16 protein-coding genes and 1 pseudogene are annotated in these 16,556 nt (G+C 46.9%); 12 read left to right on the top strand and 5 right to left on the bottom strand.

Going from position 1 to position 16,556, the window contains the following annotated elements:
• Window positions 1-3 precede the first annotated feature (3 nt).
• Entirely contained in the window at window positions 4-1,002 is a 999-nt protein-coding gene (locus NOC_RS05375) for a ribose-phosphate diphosphokinase (protein WP_011330532.1), read from the bottom strand.
• Window positions 1,003-1,124: 122 nt separating this feature from the next.
• Window positions 1,125-2,279, bottom strand: a complete 1,155-nt coding sequence (locus tag NOC_RS05370) for an NAD(P)/FAD-dependent oxidoreductase (protein WP_002809079.1) — start codon at window positions 2,277-2,279, stop codon at window positions 1,125-1,127.
• Window positions 2,280-2,539: 260 nt separating this feature from the next.
• Between NOC_RS05370 and NOC_RS18350 the strand changes: the two genes are divergently transcribed.
• The 10 genes and pseudogenes from NOC_RS18350 (at window position 2,540) to NOC_RS05330 (ending at window position 9,288) form a co-directional block, all read left to right on the top strand.
• Complete coding sequence (locus tag NOC_RS18350) at window positions 2,540-2,674, top strand: hypothetical protein (RefSeq protein ID WP_256998734.1); 135 nt, start codon at window positions 2,540-2,542, stop codon at window positions 2,672-2,674.
• Window positions 2,661-2,810, top strand: a pseudogene (locus NOC_RS18560) (RtcB family protein); the annotation flags it as partial. The gene NOC_RS18350 and the pseudogene NOC_RS18560, both read left to right, overlap by 14 nt.
• Before the next feature lie 166 nt (window positions 2,811-2,976).
• Window positions 2,977-3,408: an RtcB family protein gene (locus NOC_RS18090; protein ID WP_002808958.1), complete on the top strand. Its 432-nt coding sequence runs from the start codon at window positions 2,977-2,979 to the stop codon at window positions 3,406-3,408.
• Window positions 3,409-3,501: 93 nt separating this feature from the next.
• A complete protein-coding gene (locus tag NOC_RS17860) occupies window positions 3,502-3,666 on the top strand; it encodes a hypothetical protein (RefSeq protein WP_002809622.1) in 165 nt (54 codons plus the stop codon).
• A gap of 217 nt (window positions 3,667-3,883) precedes the next feature.
• Window positions 3,884-4,189 carry a hypothetical protein gene (locus NOC_RS05355; RefSeq protein WP_036497225.1) on the top strand — a complete coding sequence of 102 codons (306 nt, stop codon included), beginning with the start codon at window positions 3,884-3,886 and terminating at the stop codon, window positions 4,187-4,189.
• A 268-nt stretch (window positions 4,190-4,457) separates the two neighbouring features.
• On the top strand, window positions 4,458-4,802 hold the full coding sequence (locus tag NOC_RS05350; protein WP_011330530.1) for a hypothetical protein: 345 nt from the start codon (window positions 4,458-4,460) through the stop codon (window positions 4,800-4,802).
• A 770-nt stretch (window positions 4,803-5,572) separates the two neighbouring features.
• Complete coding sequence (locus NOC_RS05345; protein WP_002811319.1) at window positions 5,573-6,850, top strand: alpha/beta hydrolase; 1,278 nt, start codon at window positions 5,573-5,575, stop codon at window positions 6,848-6,850.
• Window positions 6,851-6,885: 35 nt separating this feature from the next.
• Window positions 6,886-7,635, top strand: coding sequence for an MlaA family lipoprotein (locus NOC_RS05340; RefSeq protein WP_002810947.1), 750 nt, complete (start codon window positions 6,886-6,888; stop codon window positions 7,633-7,635).
• A 115-nt stretch (window positions 7,636-7,750) separates the two neighbouring features.
• On the top strand, window positions 7,751-8,137 hold the full coding sequence (locus NOC_RS05335; RefSeq protein ID WP_036497223.1) for a DUF1499 domain-containing protein: 387 nt from the start codon (window positions 7,751-7,753) through the stop codon (window positions 8,135-8,137).
• Between the two features lie 452 nt (window positions 8,138-8,589).
• On the top strand, window positions 8,590-9,288 hold the full coding sequence (locus tag NOC_RS05330) for a hypothetical protein (RefSeq protein WP_002809923.1): 699 nt from the start codon (window positions 8,590-8,592) through the stop codon (window positions 9,286-9,288).
• Between the two features lie 63 nt (window positions 9,289-9,351).
• Here NOC_RS05330 and NOC_RS05325 read toward each other — a convergent pair whose 3' ends face one another.
• The 3 genes from NOC_RS05325 to apbC all read right to left on the bottom strand — a co-directional run bounded on the left by NOC_RS05325 (window position 9,352) and on the right by apbC (window position 13,439).
• Window positions 9,352-9,597: a hypothetical protein gene (locus tag NOC_RS05325; protein ID WP_231561595.1), complete on the bottom strand. Its 246-nt coding sequence runs from the start codon at window positions 9,595-9,597 to the stop codon at window positions 9,352-9,354.
• An 821-nt stretch (window positions 9,598-10,418) separates the two neighbouring features.
• A complete protein-coding gene (locus tag NOC_RS05310) occupies window positions 10,419-11,567 on the bottom strand; it encodes a hypothetical protein (RefSeq protein ID WP_011330527.1) in 1,149 nt (382 codons plus the stop codon).
• A 780-nt stretch (window positions 11,568-12,347) separates the two neighbouring features.
• Window positions 12,348-13,439 (bottom strand): iron-sulfur cluster carrier protein ApbC, encoded by a 1,092-nt coding sequence (gene apbC / locus NOC_RS05305; protein ID WP_036497489.1) that lies wholly within the window; start codon window positions 13,437-13,439, stop codon window positions 12,348-12,350.
• Window positions 13,440-13,610: 171 nt separating this feature from the next.
• Here apbC and metG point away from each other — a divergent pair, with 171 nt between their 5' ends.
• Both metG and rsxA read left to right on the top strand, forming a co-directional pair.
• A complete protein-coding gene (metG, locus tag NOC_RS05300) occupies window positions 13,611-15,635 on the top strand; it encodes a methionine--tRNA ligase (RefSeq protein WP_002808930.1) in 2,025 nt (674 codons plus the stop codon).
• Between the two features lie 14 nt (window positions 15,636-15,649).
• The gene (rsxA, locus tag NOC_RS05295) at window positions 15,650-16,231 is read left to right on the top strand and encodes an electron transport complex subunit RsxA (RefSeq protein ID WP_002809162.1); all 582 of its coding nucleotides are present in this window, start codon (window positions 15,650-15,652) and stop codon (window positions 16,229-16,231) included.
• The last annotated feature ends 325 nt before the right edge of the window (window positions 16,232-16,556 follow it).

The following is a 16,556-nucleotide window of genomic DNA, read 5'->3' as shown; positions in this document are numbered from 1 at the left end:
CAACTAAATTTCTAATAATTCAATAAGTGAGTTCCCTGAATGAACGCATTGAATGGCATCCGCAAATAACCTGGCTGAATCCACTACCTGTAATTTCTCCTTAATTATTTTTTCATTCAATCTGAAAGGAGGAATAGTATCTGCAATGATCACCTTTTCCAAAGCAGAAGCCGCTAGAATTTCATTAGCCTGCCCCACAAAGAGGCCATGAGTGGCCGCAGCGTAGATTTTTTTTGCTCCCCGCTCCTGGCAAACTTCAGCAGCCCGATTCAAAGTTGTGCCGGTGCTCACTAAATCATCGATAATGATGGCAATCCTATTTTTGACTTCGCCTGCCATGGCCCCACCCTTCCTTATCACACCGCCACTACGTTGCTTTTCCATAAAAGCTGTAGTCACCTCTTTTCCCAGAGCCTTGCTCAATGCTTCCCGGAACTGCTCCGCCCGCTTCGTTCCACCTGCATCTGGCGAAACGACTACCACCTTATCACGCTCTGAGAGTATCGAAGAAGACAAAAAATAATCAACGAATAACTTTTGTGCTTCTAAATGATCAGTCCGGCAATTAAAAGCATTCTGAAAAGCGGCCAGATTATGGACATCCATAGCCAGCACCCGATCAGTCTGAACCGCTTCTAATAGTTTGGCCACATAACGGGTAGTCACCGGATCGCGGAATTGGGTTTTTCGATCCTTCCGGGCATAGCAAAGATAAGGAAGTACCGCCGTCACTCGTTTGGCAGAAGCATCTCTCAAGGCGCCGATAAAAAACAGCAAGCGGCATAATTTATCATTAACACTCTGCCGCGAGTCACTATAAAGGGGTTGAATAACAAATACATCTTTTTCCCTCACATTAACTAAAGAGCGGATTTTATGCTCACCATCCTCAAAATCCCTTTCCTCGCACCTGGACAAGGCCACACCTAGCCTTTCACTTACTTTTTGACCAAAGGAAGTACCCATACCGAGAGCAAATAAACACAAATTATTATGACTCATGATAAAACCTCCTTGAGCAATAAATTCCAACCAGCATAGGGGAAGAGCATCCCCTAGTGCCTACCAAAATGGCCCATGGTGCTCTAATATTCCAATAGCCACCGTATTTCTAGTAGCGAGATTTAACGAGCAACAATTATCCGGCTTCCAAGTTTTTTCATCATCAATTGCATATAATCCTTATAGTCGATTTCGCCCGCCAAGAGATCAAGGTATTTTCTTACCATACCCTTGCTATGGGGAAGCAGACTTACAAACAATCGCTGCATCGGATCGGGAAAGACCAAATATCGCATCATTTTCGCTTGGGAAAATAGGCTAACTATTGACTGATACTCTCGAAGGTAGTACTTCAAGGCGCTTTCAGGCTGCCCGGCACCAGCTGCGGCGACAATAGCTTTGGCAGCCAATCTCCCACTCTGCATTGCAAAAGCAATCCCTTCTCCCGTAACGGGCTCGACTAGGCCAGCCGCATCTCCCACCAAAAGAATATTGGCCCGTCCTGGATTCCGCTTATAACTCCCAAAGGGGAGATGATATCCCTTACAGCGGATGTTGGGGAGGGAACCGTAGTGCTGGCGGAGAAACGTGTTAAATGTACTTTTTAGATCTGGATTCTTGGTCAGCAGGCCGCCAATACCCACCGTTTGGGTTTCTTTTTTGGGGAAGATCCAGCCGTAACCCCACTTCGCCACGCCCAGATAAATTTCAGGATCGACAACGGTTTTTGTGGTTAGCTCAAGAGGAACTTCAATTTCCAGTCCCAAGGCGAGGTTCTTTTTAGAAGCGGTATGCAATAGAATTGCTTCAGCAATACGGCTACGAACCCCATCCGCACCCACCACGAAATCCGCCTTAAGCATCTTTCCATTGTTAAGGCGAACCGCCTTGCCATCAGCTTCTAGCGAAGTGACGACGATTCCTTCCAGAAGGTAAGCCCCCGCCTCCCTTGCTAGCGCAGCCAGGCAGGCATCAAAGTGGATACGGGAAGTGAAAAAGAAAGGCTGGTGGTCATGGACCCCATTAAGATAACGGGTCTGGTAATAAAAGCTAGCCCCTTGCGCTGTCCTTTCCACCATAGCTGGCCACTTATTTTCTCCAAATATCTGCATAAACTCTTTTTGCGCCCGGGCGCTCAACAGACCACCGCAGAGCTTTTCACGGGGAAAAGTTTTTCTTTCCACTAAGGCTACCTTAAAGCCCAAGGCGGCCAATCCATAAGCAGCAGCAGATCCTCCAGGACCAGCGCCTACCACAATCACATCAAATATCTTCACAATAAAAATACCCGCCAGAACGATACATGCTATATCTCAGCTAGCCCTTGGCGCCGCGACCTCCAGGACAGAATGTCGCCTATTTTAGGTGATGCCGTGAAAGAAGAAAGCTCTTCTGGATCAGAGTTTAAGCTTATATTGGCGCTTCAAGACGCCAATATAAGCCCCGACAAGGGATTTTTATATCCTCAAACGTGCACTAGCTGGATTTAGTCTATGATAGGTTATATCCATCGCTAACAAACGGGCGTTTTTAACCTATGGCGACTCTCAACCAACTAGAGCGGATTACGGATACTCTTTGGGAGCTCCCCCTTTTCTTCTCAGGAATGCCCGTTCCAAGACGAATTTATAGCATGGAAAAAATCATCCGCGCCATGGATGAAACAGTTTAATGACCAAATCAGCAATGTGGCCCGCCTTCCTGGAATCGCCCAATACGCTTTTTGCATGCCTGATAGGCACTTCGGCTATGGTTTTCCTATTGGCAGGGTCGCCGCCATGGATGTGAATAAGGGGAGCGTAATCTCGCCAGGGGGGATTGGCTTTGATATTAACTATGGTATGTGTCTAGTCAAAACCTGCTGGACAGGCTTTTCAAGCAAATACCGGCAGGCGTGGGAAGCAGTAGTTTGCTCAAAATATCCCGCTCTGAATTTCGCTAAACATATTGTGCCGACGGGGCGCCCACTGGTGCGTGGATCACGGTCTGGGCCGGAAGGAAGATTTAGAACCGACAGAAGAGGAAGGAATGATCGCAGGCGCTTACGGTCTAGGGATCCAGGATCGGGAGCTAGGATGTGTACTCTTTCATTCACCGGAAAGTCAAGACTACTTCGCCGCCATGAAATGCGCCCTCAATATGTCTTTCGCTAACCGGAAGATCATTTTGTACCGAGTTCGGGAAGTATTCTCAAAAGTTTCTGGACAGTCAGCAAGAGATCTGGGCATGTACATGATTTATGATGTTGCCAATAATACGGCAAAACTAGAGTCTTATCAGCTCAGCGGCAAGCAGCGGGCTTTGCTGGTCCATCGTAAAGAAGCCCTCGCGCCTTTGGTCCTGGCTGGCCTGGGCTCCCAGAAGGCCACCGCCAAGTGGGACAACCCGTCATCAGCAATTGCTTGATGAAATCGCGGTAGCTGATGTGGCATTCCGGGCCTGGAGTCAAGACCTTGCCAAGGTTTTTATCTCGGCGGCCGCGAGGCTACCATGAACGTGATGATAGAGAATCTAAACTCTATTGAATCCCAACAGTATCCTCTGGGAGAGCAAGGAATTTGTCATGTACGGGCAGATGCAGTAGACGAAAAACTCGATTCAGAACGCCATGAACAAGGCGTCGATGTTAAAGCAGTGACACCGCACCGCTTTAGCTTGGAGTAAGACAAAAGGGGGTGGTCAGCTGATGTAATTCTTGATATTTAGTAATGTAGTAGGTTATCAGAGCGCATATATTTCGAACAGAAATCCTAAATTCTATGGCTACCATTTATCTTGCTCATATGGGGTTTACTGCCATTATAAATTTATGTGAAAATTAGTATGTTTTATGATAAGACTTAACATATTCAATTGCTTACTAAATGCCAAAGAAAAAACTATGAAAACTAAACTTATAATAATGTCATTGCTGCTAGCATGCGGTACCTGGCTAGCCGGCTGCGAACAAAAAGGATCAGCCGAGCGTGCTGGTGAAACGATTGATCAAACCATGGAGGCGACAGGCGAGCGCTTAAAAGAGGCCGGTCAGGCAGTCCAGGAAAAGGCCGAGAACGCCTATGCAGCAACTAAAAAGAACCTAGAAGAAGCCAGTGAGGATACCCAAGAAGCTACCAAACAAGCGTTTGAGAAGACGAGGGAAACTATTGAGGAGGCAGGCCAAGCCCTTAAAGAGAAAACCCAATAAGGCCACAAATTTTTAGGTAATATTTAAGAAAATATTTTTATTGCGAGTTCGTCTTCAAATAGCTGCGACCGCTTGTATTATATGCTTTGAACTGCCTATGCCTAATAAGGCATAAATCAGTTTTTAGTCGGACGATCTGTAAGGCACGAGATCAGGTATGAACAATGAATAGGAGGCAAAAATATCAACCAATACAACACAGAAATCTATTTAATAGTATAACTACTTGATGCTTTTAGTAGAACTTATGATAAGGAAGATAATAGCTATGAATCAACGCATATTTCCCATTAAATCAATAAACAAAAGAGCTTTTCTCATTTATGTCATCCCTTTATCCGGGATCCTCCTAAGCATGAATCTTTACGCAGAACAGCATTCACCACAACTAAGCGAGGAACAAGAGCAATGGATTGCGCGGCCGCCTACTTTTTCAGAACTAGATAAAAACCTAGACAACTATCTGAGCAAAGAAGAAGCAAAAAGCTGGGAGAAACTGTACTCTAAATTTGATGAGGTGGACAAGAATGGCGACCAGAAAATTGATCGTACTGAGTTTAACGATTTCGAAACCCATCTCATAGAAGAGTCTATTCTAGAGTTTACTGAATAAAAGATAAGGAAAGTATATCTTGTTAAGGCGTCAGCAAAGCTATTTTTATCAGAAACCCTAATAAAGGACTAAGAAATAATACTATATTGGCAATAATCTTACCAACCATAGAAGCATAGGAATCTTCCTGGTAGATATCAAAAATTCAGGCACTTCCTGTCTTTCTACCCGCTCCCTCCAATCCCAAGCAGTAAGTGGCGGGCATTCCTAAGGAAAGGGATTTCCAGTTAGCAGTGCTGAGAGAGAGTCGGCTTTATTGCGAGAACCTAAAAAAAACGGTATTGGTAGGTTAAATAGAGATCGGAGCTAGTTGCCTGCAAAAAACACAGTGAGGACACCCCCCGCCTTGCGTGTGGTTTTGGAATAGGAGAGTATTTTCTATGGAATCATATCAGATAACAACAAAGCGGAAGGGTCCCTGGCAGAAGAAAGCAAGAATATCCTTTCGTCCTTAATTTATCGTTATAGTGTATTACTTACTGCAAACAGAGTACTCCAAGCACAGCTTTAACAATCTCTAGCACAAAAAGGTAAAACTCTGGAGACTATATAGTCAGATTACTAACACGGTTTTTGAGACCATAATCTCTCTCAAGGTTTATTCACCTCTCGGCATAATAGCCTTCTGGCTAATTCCCCGGTATCTAACCAAAAAAAGTTGCAGCGGCCATTCAACCCCGCTATGGTTATGAACATAAGTATTGTAACCCGTATTCTTTATAAGCAAACAAGCCTTTATCAGTTAACCAGCTCGCGCAGGACAAGCACCCATGAGAATCTTTATCATTACCATTTTAATTTTTCTCTCTGCCCCCCGCGCAATTCTTTATGCTGATACAGAAACCTATGGCTACCCAATCAATAATCCTTATGAAGCTACCGTTATCGGTACTCCCGGCCAGTTACAAGCCTCTCTCCCCAATAAAATCAGTATTACTCCCCTAGAACTAACGGTTTTTAAGAATCGAAAAATTCCAGAAATTCTTTGGTATACCGAAAGTTTGAAGTACTCACTAGCTTCCCAAGAACAAAAAGCTCCCCTTATTTTTACTATTTCAGGCACAGGGTCTAGCGTCTCCGCGCCCGGCATGCGAATTTTACAAAAAGCTTTATATCAAGCTGGTTTTCATGTACTTTCATTGCCTTCTCCCACCCATCCAAATTTTGTTACTTCCGCCTCGACCTATTCGGTACCAGGCCATATTGTTGAGGACTCTGCGGATCTATACCGGGTCATGCAGCTTGCCTGGCAACAGATAAGAAATGACATTGAAATCACCGATTTTTATCTTACAGGCTATAGCCTTGGAGGAGCTCAGGCTGCATTTGTCGCCAAGATAGATGATAAAAAACATATTTTTAATTTTAAAAGAGTATTAATGATTAACCCTCCCGTGAGCCTGTATAATTCCGCCTCTATCCTGGATAAACTGCTTGCCAAGAATATTCCAGGAGGAATGGGACACCTGGACGACTTCATCAAAAAAGTGCTCAATCGGTTAACCGAGATCTATAGAACTGGAGAACAAGTAGAATTTAACGATGCATTTTTCTATAAAGCTTATCAACGATATGAACCCAGCAAAGAGACGTTAAAGGCCATCATTGGGCTAGCCTTCCGCTGGTCCGCAGCTAATATGATATTTGTCTCTGACGTTATAACCAATTCCGGCTATGTGAAACCAAAAAATTTAAAACTTTCACTCACCGACTCTCTGACTGATTATTTTAAAGTGAGTCTCCGGATCGGTTTTCTTAATTATTTCGATGAATATCTTTTTCCTTTCTTTGAAACGCGCCATCCGAGCTTGACTCGAAATCAACTCATCCACAGCCTCAGCCTCAAGAGCATCGAAGAGTACCTCAGGGAAAATAAGAAAATTGGTCTAATCACGAATGCCGACGATCCCATTCTTGCGCCCGGTGAGCTTGAATTCCTGCAGGATGTATTCCAATCCCGTGCCAAGATTTATCCTCGAGGTGGCCACCTAGGAAATATGGGATACCAGGATAATGTGGATTATATAGTGAATTTCTTTCTAAACTAGCCAAGGATAACCCATCAATGATGCGGTGTGCTACAATGACTAAGCTATTTTTTACCCTGCTGCTTGTCACTATTTTACAAGGCTGCGCTTCTCAGCCTCACCACGAAACGCTTCCCATTATACCTCCCAAGCACTCGCTGAGCGAAATTCCAACATCAGAAGAATTGACAATCATTGATGTCTACGATCCTCTAGAACCGGCCAATCGGGTCATATATTTTTTCAATTATCAATTTGACAAGTATATTTTTCTGCCCGCCGTCAATGCCTATGAGTTTATAACACCGGATCTAATAGAAAGGGGTATTTCAAATTTTTTTTCCAATATTAGAGAAACCATCAATTTTACCAATACCCTATTGCAGTTGAAATTTTCCAGAGCCTTAAAAACAGCAGCCCGTTTTATAGTAAATTCAACCATAGGTATCGCGGGGATTTGGGATCCAGCAACCCACTTGGAACTCTATCAGCATAGAGAGGATTTTGGTCAAACCCTTGGACATTACGGTTTAGGGCCAGGTCCTTATCTTGTTATTCCTGTCTTGGGCCCTTCTAATTTACGTGACGCCATCGGCCTTGCCGCTGACTCACTGCTGCTTAATGCTATCTTGTCCAATATTGATCATTATGATGAGCTTCGGTTCTGGTTACCTTTCTATTTTGTCGAAGGTATCGATCAACGGCATCGTACTAACTTCCGCTACTATGAAACAGGATCACCCTTTGAATACGACCTCATCCGCTTTTTATATCTAAAAGTAAGAGAAGCTAACATTGCCAAATAATTTATTTTGTAAGTAGATAATCCAAGTTTTACAGCCATATCTATTTAAGAAATGAAATGCGCCACCGGCTATCGCTATCCTTTTACCTATCTTATGCGCCATGGAGAAAGATGAGATGCAAAGTCCTCCCAATAATGAATTCCCCCCCTGCCCCACTAATCCCAATTGTGTATGCAGCGATTCAGCCATAAAGGATGAAAAGCACTACATTGAGCCCTATCATCTAAAGGTTAGCCCCCCAGAAGGATGGGGTGTACTGAAAGATATCATCAGCGCACTGCCCCGAACAACAATTATTTCAGCCTCCAGCCATTACTTGCATGCAATAGCCAAAAGTCGTATCTTCCGTTTTGTCGACGATCTGGAATTTCAGCTGCGTCCACGACAGAAAATGATTGCCCTTCGTTCAGCCGCCCGTCTAGGATACTACGACTTTGGGGTTAACCGAAACCGGATTGAAAAAATACGCAACCAACTCCGCCTCCAAGGAGTCATACGATAAATAGCGAAATCACTTCAGCCCAGGTAAATCTATGGGAGAGCACAACGTTCATAACGCCTTGCTAAATGCGCTGGCGCGACATCCCAACCCAGCACCGTAAACTATCTTGCGCCGAGCCGTTCTAGTAATGCTCCACTATCAGCAAGTGTCGGTACATCAGCAGGCACCATGGAAAACACGGCTGAATCAATTCGCCCTCCTCGCACGGTTAGCGGTATCATGACTCAAAACCTTTTTACGGTGCACCCCGATAACGAGATTGATCGTGCGAACAGCATCATGGATTGGAAGCAGTGCAATACATACTAACCTCTAACAGCGCTTCTCTGTTGATTGCGAACCGCCATCAATTACCGGAGATTATCACCGAATAGGCTCTCCTCGCGCAGCCTATGAGTTGCTCACCCCTATGTCCTAATATTGGATACCGAAAATTACACTAAGGAGAAATAATGGAAACTGGTGAAATGATTCTGGTCGGCACAATCGCTTTTATTGCCATCGTTTCAGTTGCACTCATTTATGCTTGGTTCTCCCTAAATGGACTTATTAAGGCCGCCATTGAAAGATATGGCACCCAAATCACCCAAACCAGAGTACAGATTTCCACCGTTAAAATTGCACCTACCGCCGGCGGAGGAACCATATCCCGGTTAACTATTAGCAATCCTCCTGGATTTTCAAGCTCCAGTCTCATTGCCTTAGACACCATCAGTATTAAAATTGATGCCAGCACCCTCAGGCAGAATCCCATTATCATTAAGGAGATTATTTTCCACTCACCTCAGGTATTTTTTGAAATTAGCCTCTCTGGCAAATCCAATATTGGCGTCTTGAGGAAAAATATTGTTACGGCGGGTGAATTTATCCCGCTAAGACTGAAACAGACTGGTAAAAAGGAAATTAAGTTAGTTATCCAGCGGTTAACCATCGAAGAAGGACAAATTCACGCAGCAATTAGCGGATTAGAAGGACGTCAATTAACAGGGAAACTGCCTCGGCTCGAATTAACAGATATTGGGAATGAAAAGGGGGGATTCTCTCCCAAAGAAATGGCAGAAGAAATAATAGCAGCGCTTATCAACCCGGTAGATTCAGCTGCTTCTAAGCTTCGAGCAAAAACAGAAGAATATCTAAGACATGCACTCTAAAGCATAAAACGCTGATACCATCAGAAGACGGCCAGGAAAGCAAGTCGTGGCACCCACCCTTGTTTAAGTTAGAGCTAAGAAGGAGATGGCCCCTCGGAGAAGATATCTTCGTATCATTATCTTCCCGTCCAGGGATTCCTTCCAAAGTAATTTGCCCGTTTGAGCATCAAAGATTAATTTTTCTTCATACACAACCTTTTTGCCTAAGCGACCGCCCGCATATTGAGTTTCTAATAGCACAATCTGCGCAGGTATTTCCTCTTCGGAAAAATTTTTCCCATCCATCACCACCCTAGCTTCGGCAATCAAATACCCATCACTGCTGTACACTCTAGCAGATGAAGGAATGCCAAACTGGACAAGGGGGCCATTGGCACTATAGCGAATGACATTTTCTGTGCGTCTCCTCTCAAAATACTCAGACCCAGATCCGCACGATAAAGTAAACCCCGAAAGAGAAATACCACATATAGAATACTTTTCTTAAGCATCTAATCTTTCCTTTTTATCCTTCATCCCTATCCCTCAACAAGCAAGGCACGCTTGTGAAATCTCAACGACTGTGGATAATAAAAATTGTCCCTCATCCTCGCTATAACTAGCTGTTGGCTTTATCCCTCGCCCATTCCTAAAACCCGTCTCCCTTTATAAAAAGATAGTGCAGCCTTTGGTAATCAATAAATACAAGCTCACCGCCATAGCGCAGCCCTGCGTTGCCAGGGACCGAAATAAGTATCTAAGCAAAAATTATGTAGTATTTTTTTGCAAAGTTGACAGGTATATTTTCAGGCGCTTCTTTAAAGACTGGCATAGGATTGATAAGGAGTAAAAGGCAGCCAGCGATATTGGATTAAAGCGCCATAAGATTTCTATCAGGTCAAGTTCAGGAGAATAGGGGGCAGGTAGTAAAAGGAAAAGCCGAGATTTTTACCATGCGGGGAGACTCGCTTTGAAAGCTTGGCTAGCCCGGATAATTCACTAAACCAGGAAAAACCCTCTGCCATTGAACTTTTACCGTGCTGGGGGGATTTTAAAGGTCCCCAAAAAAAGGGACCCACCTGGTAGGAGGGTCCCTTGCTAAAGGGTGTGTTCTTTGTTGGTGTTGATCTTATTTTAATAGAGCACTTGCCCTAGCGAGCGGGACGCTCCTCAATGACCTCTTGAGGGTCGTAGGCGATAAAGCCATCACGCTGACCGAGCATGTGCAGGGTAGTGCCCGCCTCGGCGAGGCCATCACTTTCCCCCAACCCGTAGGTGGTGGCCATGACCCCGAGCAGCCCGGCCTCTTCGGTCACAATGCTCTCATCAATGGCGAAGGTTTTGCGGTTATCAGCACGCTCACAGACGCTGCTCTTCATCCCCCTTACCTTAAAGCGGGCCACATCGGTCTTGAGGCTCGAGGCGGTGAAGTTACGGCCATTGTTCTGCACCCCATCGAGCAGCCCCTGATGCCAGCTGTCCATGCACTGATAGGCCCCCGTGTATTTGGCTTCCTGCTCGTTCCAGACATTAAACTTCAGCTTGGTGAAGTGGAACTGCTGGTCCTGGGTCAGGTCCTGATTACAGGAGGCCAGGGTCAGCTCATTGCGATGCACCTGCATGCCCCCAAGAGCGGTCTCGGCGGGGCTGAAATGGCCGATGAGCTTCTTCGGGCAGGCTTCGTATTCGTTGCCATTGAGGTCCAGTTGACCCGCATCGGCCACCACGCACGCATCCCCATTGCCCCCGACCAGGCAGCGAAAACCCCAGGCGTTGTATTGATAGGCCGTCCCTTGGGAGGCGTCCACCACCGTGGCAGAGCCGGCCAGATGGTTCCAGCGAATTTCACTGGCACCCCCGCCATCCACCGCCCAGCATTGCAGCTCACCTGCGGTCCGGGCATGCTCGGGCAACGTCACCCGGCTGGGGGTGGCATATGGACCGCCACTGTGGCCTATCTTATCCAGGTAGTCCTGGTTGGCGGAGGTGGGGAAGGGGGGGACGCTGTAGGTCCCCTCACCATCCCGGGCGCTTATCCAGATGGGTTGGAACTTGGTCAGCTCAATTTGAAAGTCGGTGAAAAACTTGGTCCCGTTCTTCCAGTAGCACTTCAGGCTCACCGAGTCGGAGTAATCATTCTGGAGGCGAATAATGGTATTCCTATCCCCGCTCACATCCACATTCGGGAAAACCAATAAGCTGCCTTTCTCGGAGGTGTTGGCCCGGTCCAGGGCCAGGGCGGAGGTGCTTAACAGGGAGGCGGCCACAACCGCGCTCATCATTACTGTGGTGTGTTTCATCAATGTGTGCTCCTTTAGCATTCAGTATCATCTTGTAGGCGCGCCTCCCTGCGCTCTGTGGACCCTGGCCACGCCCTCATTTTCATAGGCGTCTTGTTACCGGGTATCCCATGGCGCTCTCCTTGACATCCCCTGTCTGACCTACCCTCTGCTAAGTTCATGCCAAAGGCGCTAAGTCGCTGACATATCACACAATAGCTTGCCCCCATCCCCCGGGAACACGCCGCCAACACCCTCCCCCTCTCCCTTCCTTGTTTCAGCTATGTAACACTTCTCCCCTCCTCGGCTAAAAAATACCCTAAATATCCCACCCTTCAAACGCTTAGAAGAATACCCCCCCTGTAAACTTCTCTACACATAGTTCGGAGAAGGGGTGGCTTGAATGAGATAAGGGGAGGAGAAATAGCCCAAAGAGGGGGGCCACCAGCCGCTTAGGTAAGCTCCCTTCTGCCGGGAGAGGAAGTTTAAGTATCCAGGCCCCTATGGGCAGGACCCCCGCCGCCCTGGTGCGAATAGGGCGCTGCAGGGGATGTAGGGCTCGCAAGCCTGAAAAGGTAAGCCGCCAGGCAATGCATGTGTGGGGCTGGAGCCGTGATAAAGCTTAAAAAGAGGGATTAATAACGCTATGACATCGAACGGTAGTGGATGAGATTTATCGGAAAGGGTAGCGTGAACGTAATACGTCTGAGTAATAAGCAGACCGAATATAGAAAATATTCTTTCCGCGGTATCACCCTAGAAAAGGTTAGATAGGATGCCAAAGCCGTGTTCTACTCCTGCTCAGCTATCTTCAACCACAATGTTAGGAAATTGAGTATTCTGGGCTTTTGCTTGCAAAGAGAGTTTGGCTGCGATATGGCGAGCAATATCCCGATAGATCTGAGCAATCCGCCCTTCCGGATCAGTAGCAACGCTGGGATGACCACTATCCGCATCTTCCCTGATACGTTTATCGAGAGGAAGCTGCCCTAAAAGAGCGACGCTGTACTGGGCGGCCATACGCTCTCCTCCCCCTTCACCAAAAATTGGCTCTTCCTGCCCGCACTGGCTACAAATATGGATGCTCATATTTTCCACAATCCCCAGTACCGGAACCTTGACCTTCTCAAACATCCTAAGCCCCTTACGGGCATCCAAGAGGGCAATATCTTGGGGCGTGGTTACAATTACGGCACCACTGACGGGCACTCGCTGAGCTAAAGTAAGCTGGATATCTCCGGTTCCTGGCGGTAAATCCACTACTAAATAATCCAAATTCCGCCAGCTAGTATCCCCTAACAGCTGTTGCAGGGCCGAAGTCACCATGGGTCCCCGCCAAATCATGGGTTCTTCCTCGTCGATGAGAAACCCGATCGACATGGTCTGAATCCCATAGCTCATCACCGGTTCGATTGATTTGCCATCCCGGGATTCGGGCCGTTGCTGGACACCTAACATGCGGGGCTGACTAGGACCATAGATATCAGCATCCAGCATCCCCACCGTGGCGCCTTCAGCTGCCAAGGCCAAAGCTAGATTAACAGCCGTTGTGGATTTACCCACGCCCCCCTTACCCGAAGCCACCGCAATAATATTTTTAATCTCCGGATAGGGTTTGACCCCCTGTTGGACTTTATGGGTAACGACTTCCCAGCTAGTCTCCACCTGGGTATGAGTGACTCCCTCCAGAGAGGCCGTTGCTTTTTCAATAGCCGCCGCCAGTTTTGGGATATAACCTTTGGCGGGAAACCCCAGCTTGATCTTCACGTTGACCTTATCCCCATCCACGGCAATGGAATCCACCGCCTTGGCAGAGAGTAAATCCTGCTCTAGGTAGGGGTCATGATAGCTCTTCAGAGCCTCTTCAATTTGAGTTTGGGTAACCATGGCAATATTCATTAATCTCCAAAGGCATTTTTGTGGGAGATTCCTAGCTAGGAAAATGGGATACAAACGTATTCCTGAGTATTTTACTACAGTATTCCTTAGCCGTCACATCCATCAGGATGCTAGCATAGAGTAAATTTGGTATCTTATAAGGTTTTCAACTCCCACTAAATTTATATGCCGCGTAGGATTCTTGTTACCAGCGCCCTCCCTTACGCCAATGGCCCTATCCATCTTGGCCACTTGGTAGAGTATATCCAAACCGACATCTGGGTCCGCTTTCAACGTATGCGCGGCCATGAATGCTATTACGTCTGTGCAGATGATGCTCATGGCACGCCTATTATGCTACGGGCCCAACAAGAGGGGGTCACTCCCGAAACCTTGATTGACCAATGCAGCCAGGAACATCAGGCCGATTTTGCCGATTTTGCCATCAGCTTTGATAGCTACCACAGCACCCATTCAGCAGAAAACCGCACCCTCTCGGAAACTATTTACCTTCGTAACCGAGACAAGGGACACATTACTACCCGCATCGTTCGACAAGCCTATGATCCCGTCAAGGGGATGTTCCTACCAGACCGCTTTATTCGCGGCACCTGCCCCCGCTGCGATGCCCTCGATCAATACGGTGATAACTGTGAAGTCTGCGGAGCAACCTACAGCCCCACTGAATTGAAAGAAGCGATTTCGGTGCTCTCCGGAACACCGCCAATAGAGCGGGAATCTGAACATTATTTTTTCAAGCTTAACGACTTTGAACCTCTATTGAAGAGATGGACCCAAGGGGGCCACCTTCAGCCAGAAATGGCCAATAAATTAAATGAGTGGTTTGAGGCAGGGTTGCAGGACTGGGATATCTCCCGGGATGCTCCCTACTTTGGTTTCCCCATCCCGGAGAGCACCGATAAATATTTTTATGTTTGGCTCGACGCGCCCATTGGCTATCTGGCCAGTTTCAAGCATCTTTGTGATCGTGAAGGACTTGATTTTGATTCGTTCATGACCCCCCATAGCACCGCCGAGCTTTATCATTTTATTGGCAAAGATATTCTCTATTTCCACGCACTGTTTTGGCCCGCCATGCTCCACGGTGCCGGCTTCCGTTTACCCACGGCCATTTTTGCCCACGGCTTTTTAACCGTCAATGGCCAAAAAATGTCTAAATCCCGGGGAACTTTTATCAAGGCCCGCACCTACCTCAAACATTTAAATCCAGAGTACCTGCGTTATTATTTTGCCGCCAAGTTAGGCAGCGGCATTGAGGATCTAGACCTGAATTTCGATGATTTTATGTCTCGGGTCAATGCTGATCTAGTTGGTAAAGTGATCAATATCGCCAGTCGCTGCGCGGGTTTTATAAACAAGCATTTTCAAAATCGTCTTGCGGATCGATTGGTAGAGAAATCGCTATTTCAAAAATTTGTCGCTGCCAGCGAACACCTTGCCCAACACTACGAAGCCCGGGAATTCGGCCACGCTATGCGTGAAATCATGGCCCTTGCGGATCAAGCTAACCGCTATATTGATGAACAGCAACCCTGGGTGGCAATTAAAGATCCAGAACGAAAACAGGAAGTCCAGGAAGTATGCACCCTTGGGCTCAATCTCTTCCGGCAATTAATGATTTACCTCAAGCCAGTCTTGCCGATGACAACAGAAAAAGCCGAGGCATTCTTCAATAGCCAGTCCCTGACCTGGTCCGATGTCGATACGCCCTTGCTTAACCATACTATTAATCGTTTTGAACCCTTGATGATCCGTGCTGAAAAAATAAAGATAGAAGCCATGATTGAAGACTCCAAAGAACATCTGCAACAAAATACGAATGCGGTTAAACCAACCGCTCTCTTGGCTGAACATCCTATTGCCGAAACCATTCAGTTTGAGAGTTTTGCCAAGCTCGACTTACGAATCGCTCGCATCCTGAAGGCGGAACAAGTGGAAGGAGCCGACAAACTTCTGCGCCTGGAACTGGATTTAGATGGCGAGACGCGCCAGGTCTTTGCCGGGATCAAAGCCGCTTATGCACCCGAAAGTTTGGTTGGCCGCCTCACGGTGATGGTTGCCAATTTAGCCCCCCGAAAAATGCGCTTTGGAATCTCTGAAGGCATGGTGCTGGCAGCGGGTCCAGGCGGTAAGGAAATTTATCTGCTTAACCCAGACGAAGGAGCCCGACCCGGAATGCGGGTCAAATAAGCATAGGTTTCCCCATGAGCGAATATGCCCTTATTTTAGTCAGCACGGTGCTGGTCAACAATTTTGTGCTCGTGAAATTTCTAGGACTCTGTCCCTTTATGGGAGTCTCCCGAAAGCTGGAAACTGCAATAGGTATGGGACTGGCGACAACTTTTGTACTTACCCTATCCTCAGTGTGCAGCTATTTAATTAATGAATACCTATTGACGCCCTTGGGAATCGAATACCTGCGGACCATCGCCTTTATCCTGGCCATCGCTTTTGTGGTGCAATTTACGGAAATGGTGGTCCATAAAACCAGTCCGCTTTTGTATCAGGTATTAGGAATTTTTTTACCACTGATCACCACTAACTGCGCGGTACTGGGAGTGGCCCTGCTAAATATTCAGCACCAACATGGCTTCCTATCCTCGGCGCTCTATGGCTTCGGCGCCGCTGTTGGCTTCTCCCTGGTATTGATCTTATTTGCCGCCCTGCGTGAACGGATTGCGGCAGCAGAAGTGCCCCAACCTTTTCAGGGTCCCGCCATCGGGCTGATTACCGCCGGGTTAATGTCCATGGCCTTTATGGGTTTCGCCGGATTAGTCAAAGGATAACCCCCTGGGGCTACTGTCTTGGCGGTGCCTGCCTGGAAGACGAATAGCCATATAGCTCCTATCTCCACCCCTTCCCTTCCCATATATTAACCCCAGTAACCATATCCTCTTCCGGTGTCTCCTGCCGGCCCATACGGTATTGCTGGTCTTAATTTTTCCAACCTAACCGATAAAGCTGCGGTCTTTGGATTATCTGCTGGAGATAAGCAATCCCGCTTCTTAAATTCTCTAATACCCAAGATAAATTCCAACGCACTCAAGCGCTGGTACTGTTAATAACTCGCTTGTAATTAATTTAACAAAATTCCGGTATCAAACTTCCTGG

The sequence above is a fragment of the Nitrosococcus oceani ATCC 19707 genome, from assembly GCF_000012805.1.
In the GTDB taxonomy this organism is placed as follows: domain Bacteria; phylum Pseudomonadota; class Gammaproteobacteria; order Nitrosococcales; family Nitrosococcaceae; genus Nitrosococcus; species Nitrosococcus oceani.
The sequence above is the reverse complement of the archived record's forward strand: the minus strand, read 5'-3'. Positions and strand labels throughout refer to the sequence as shown.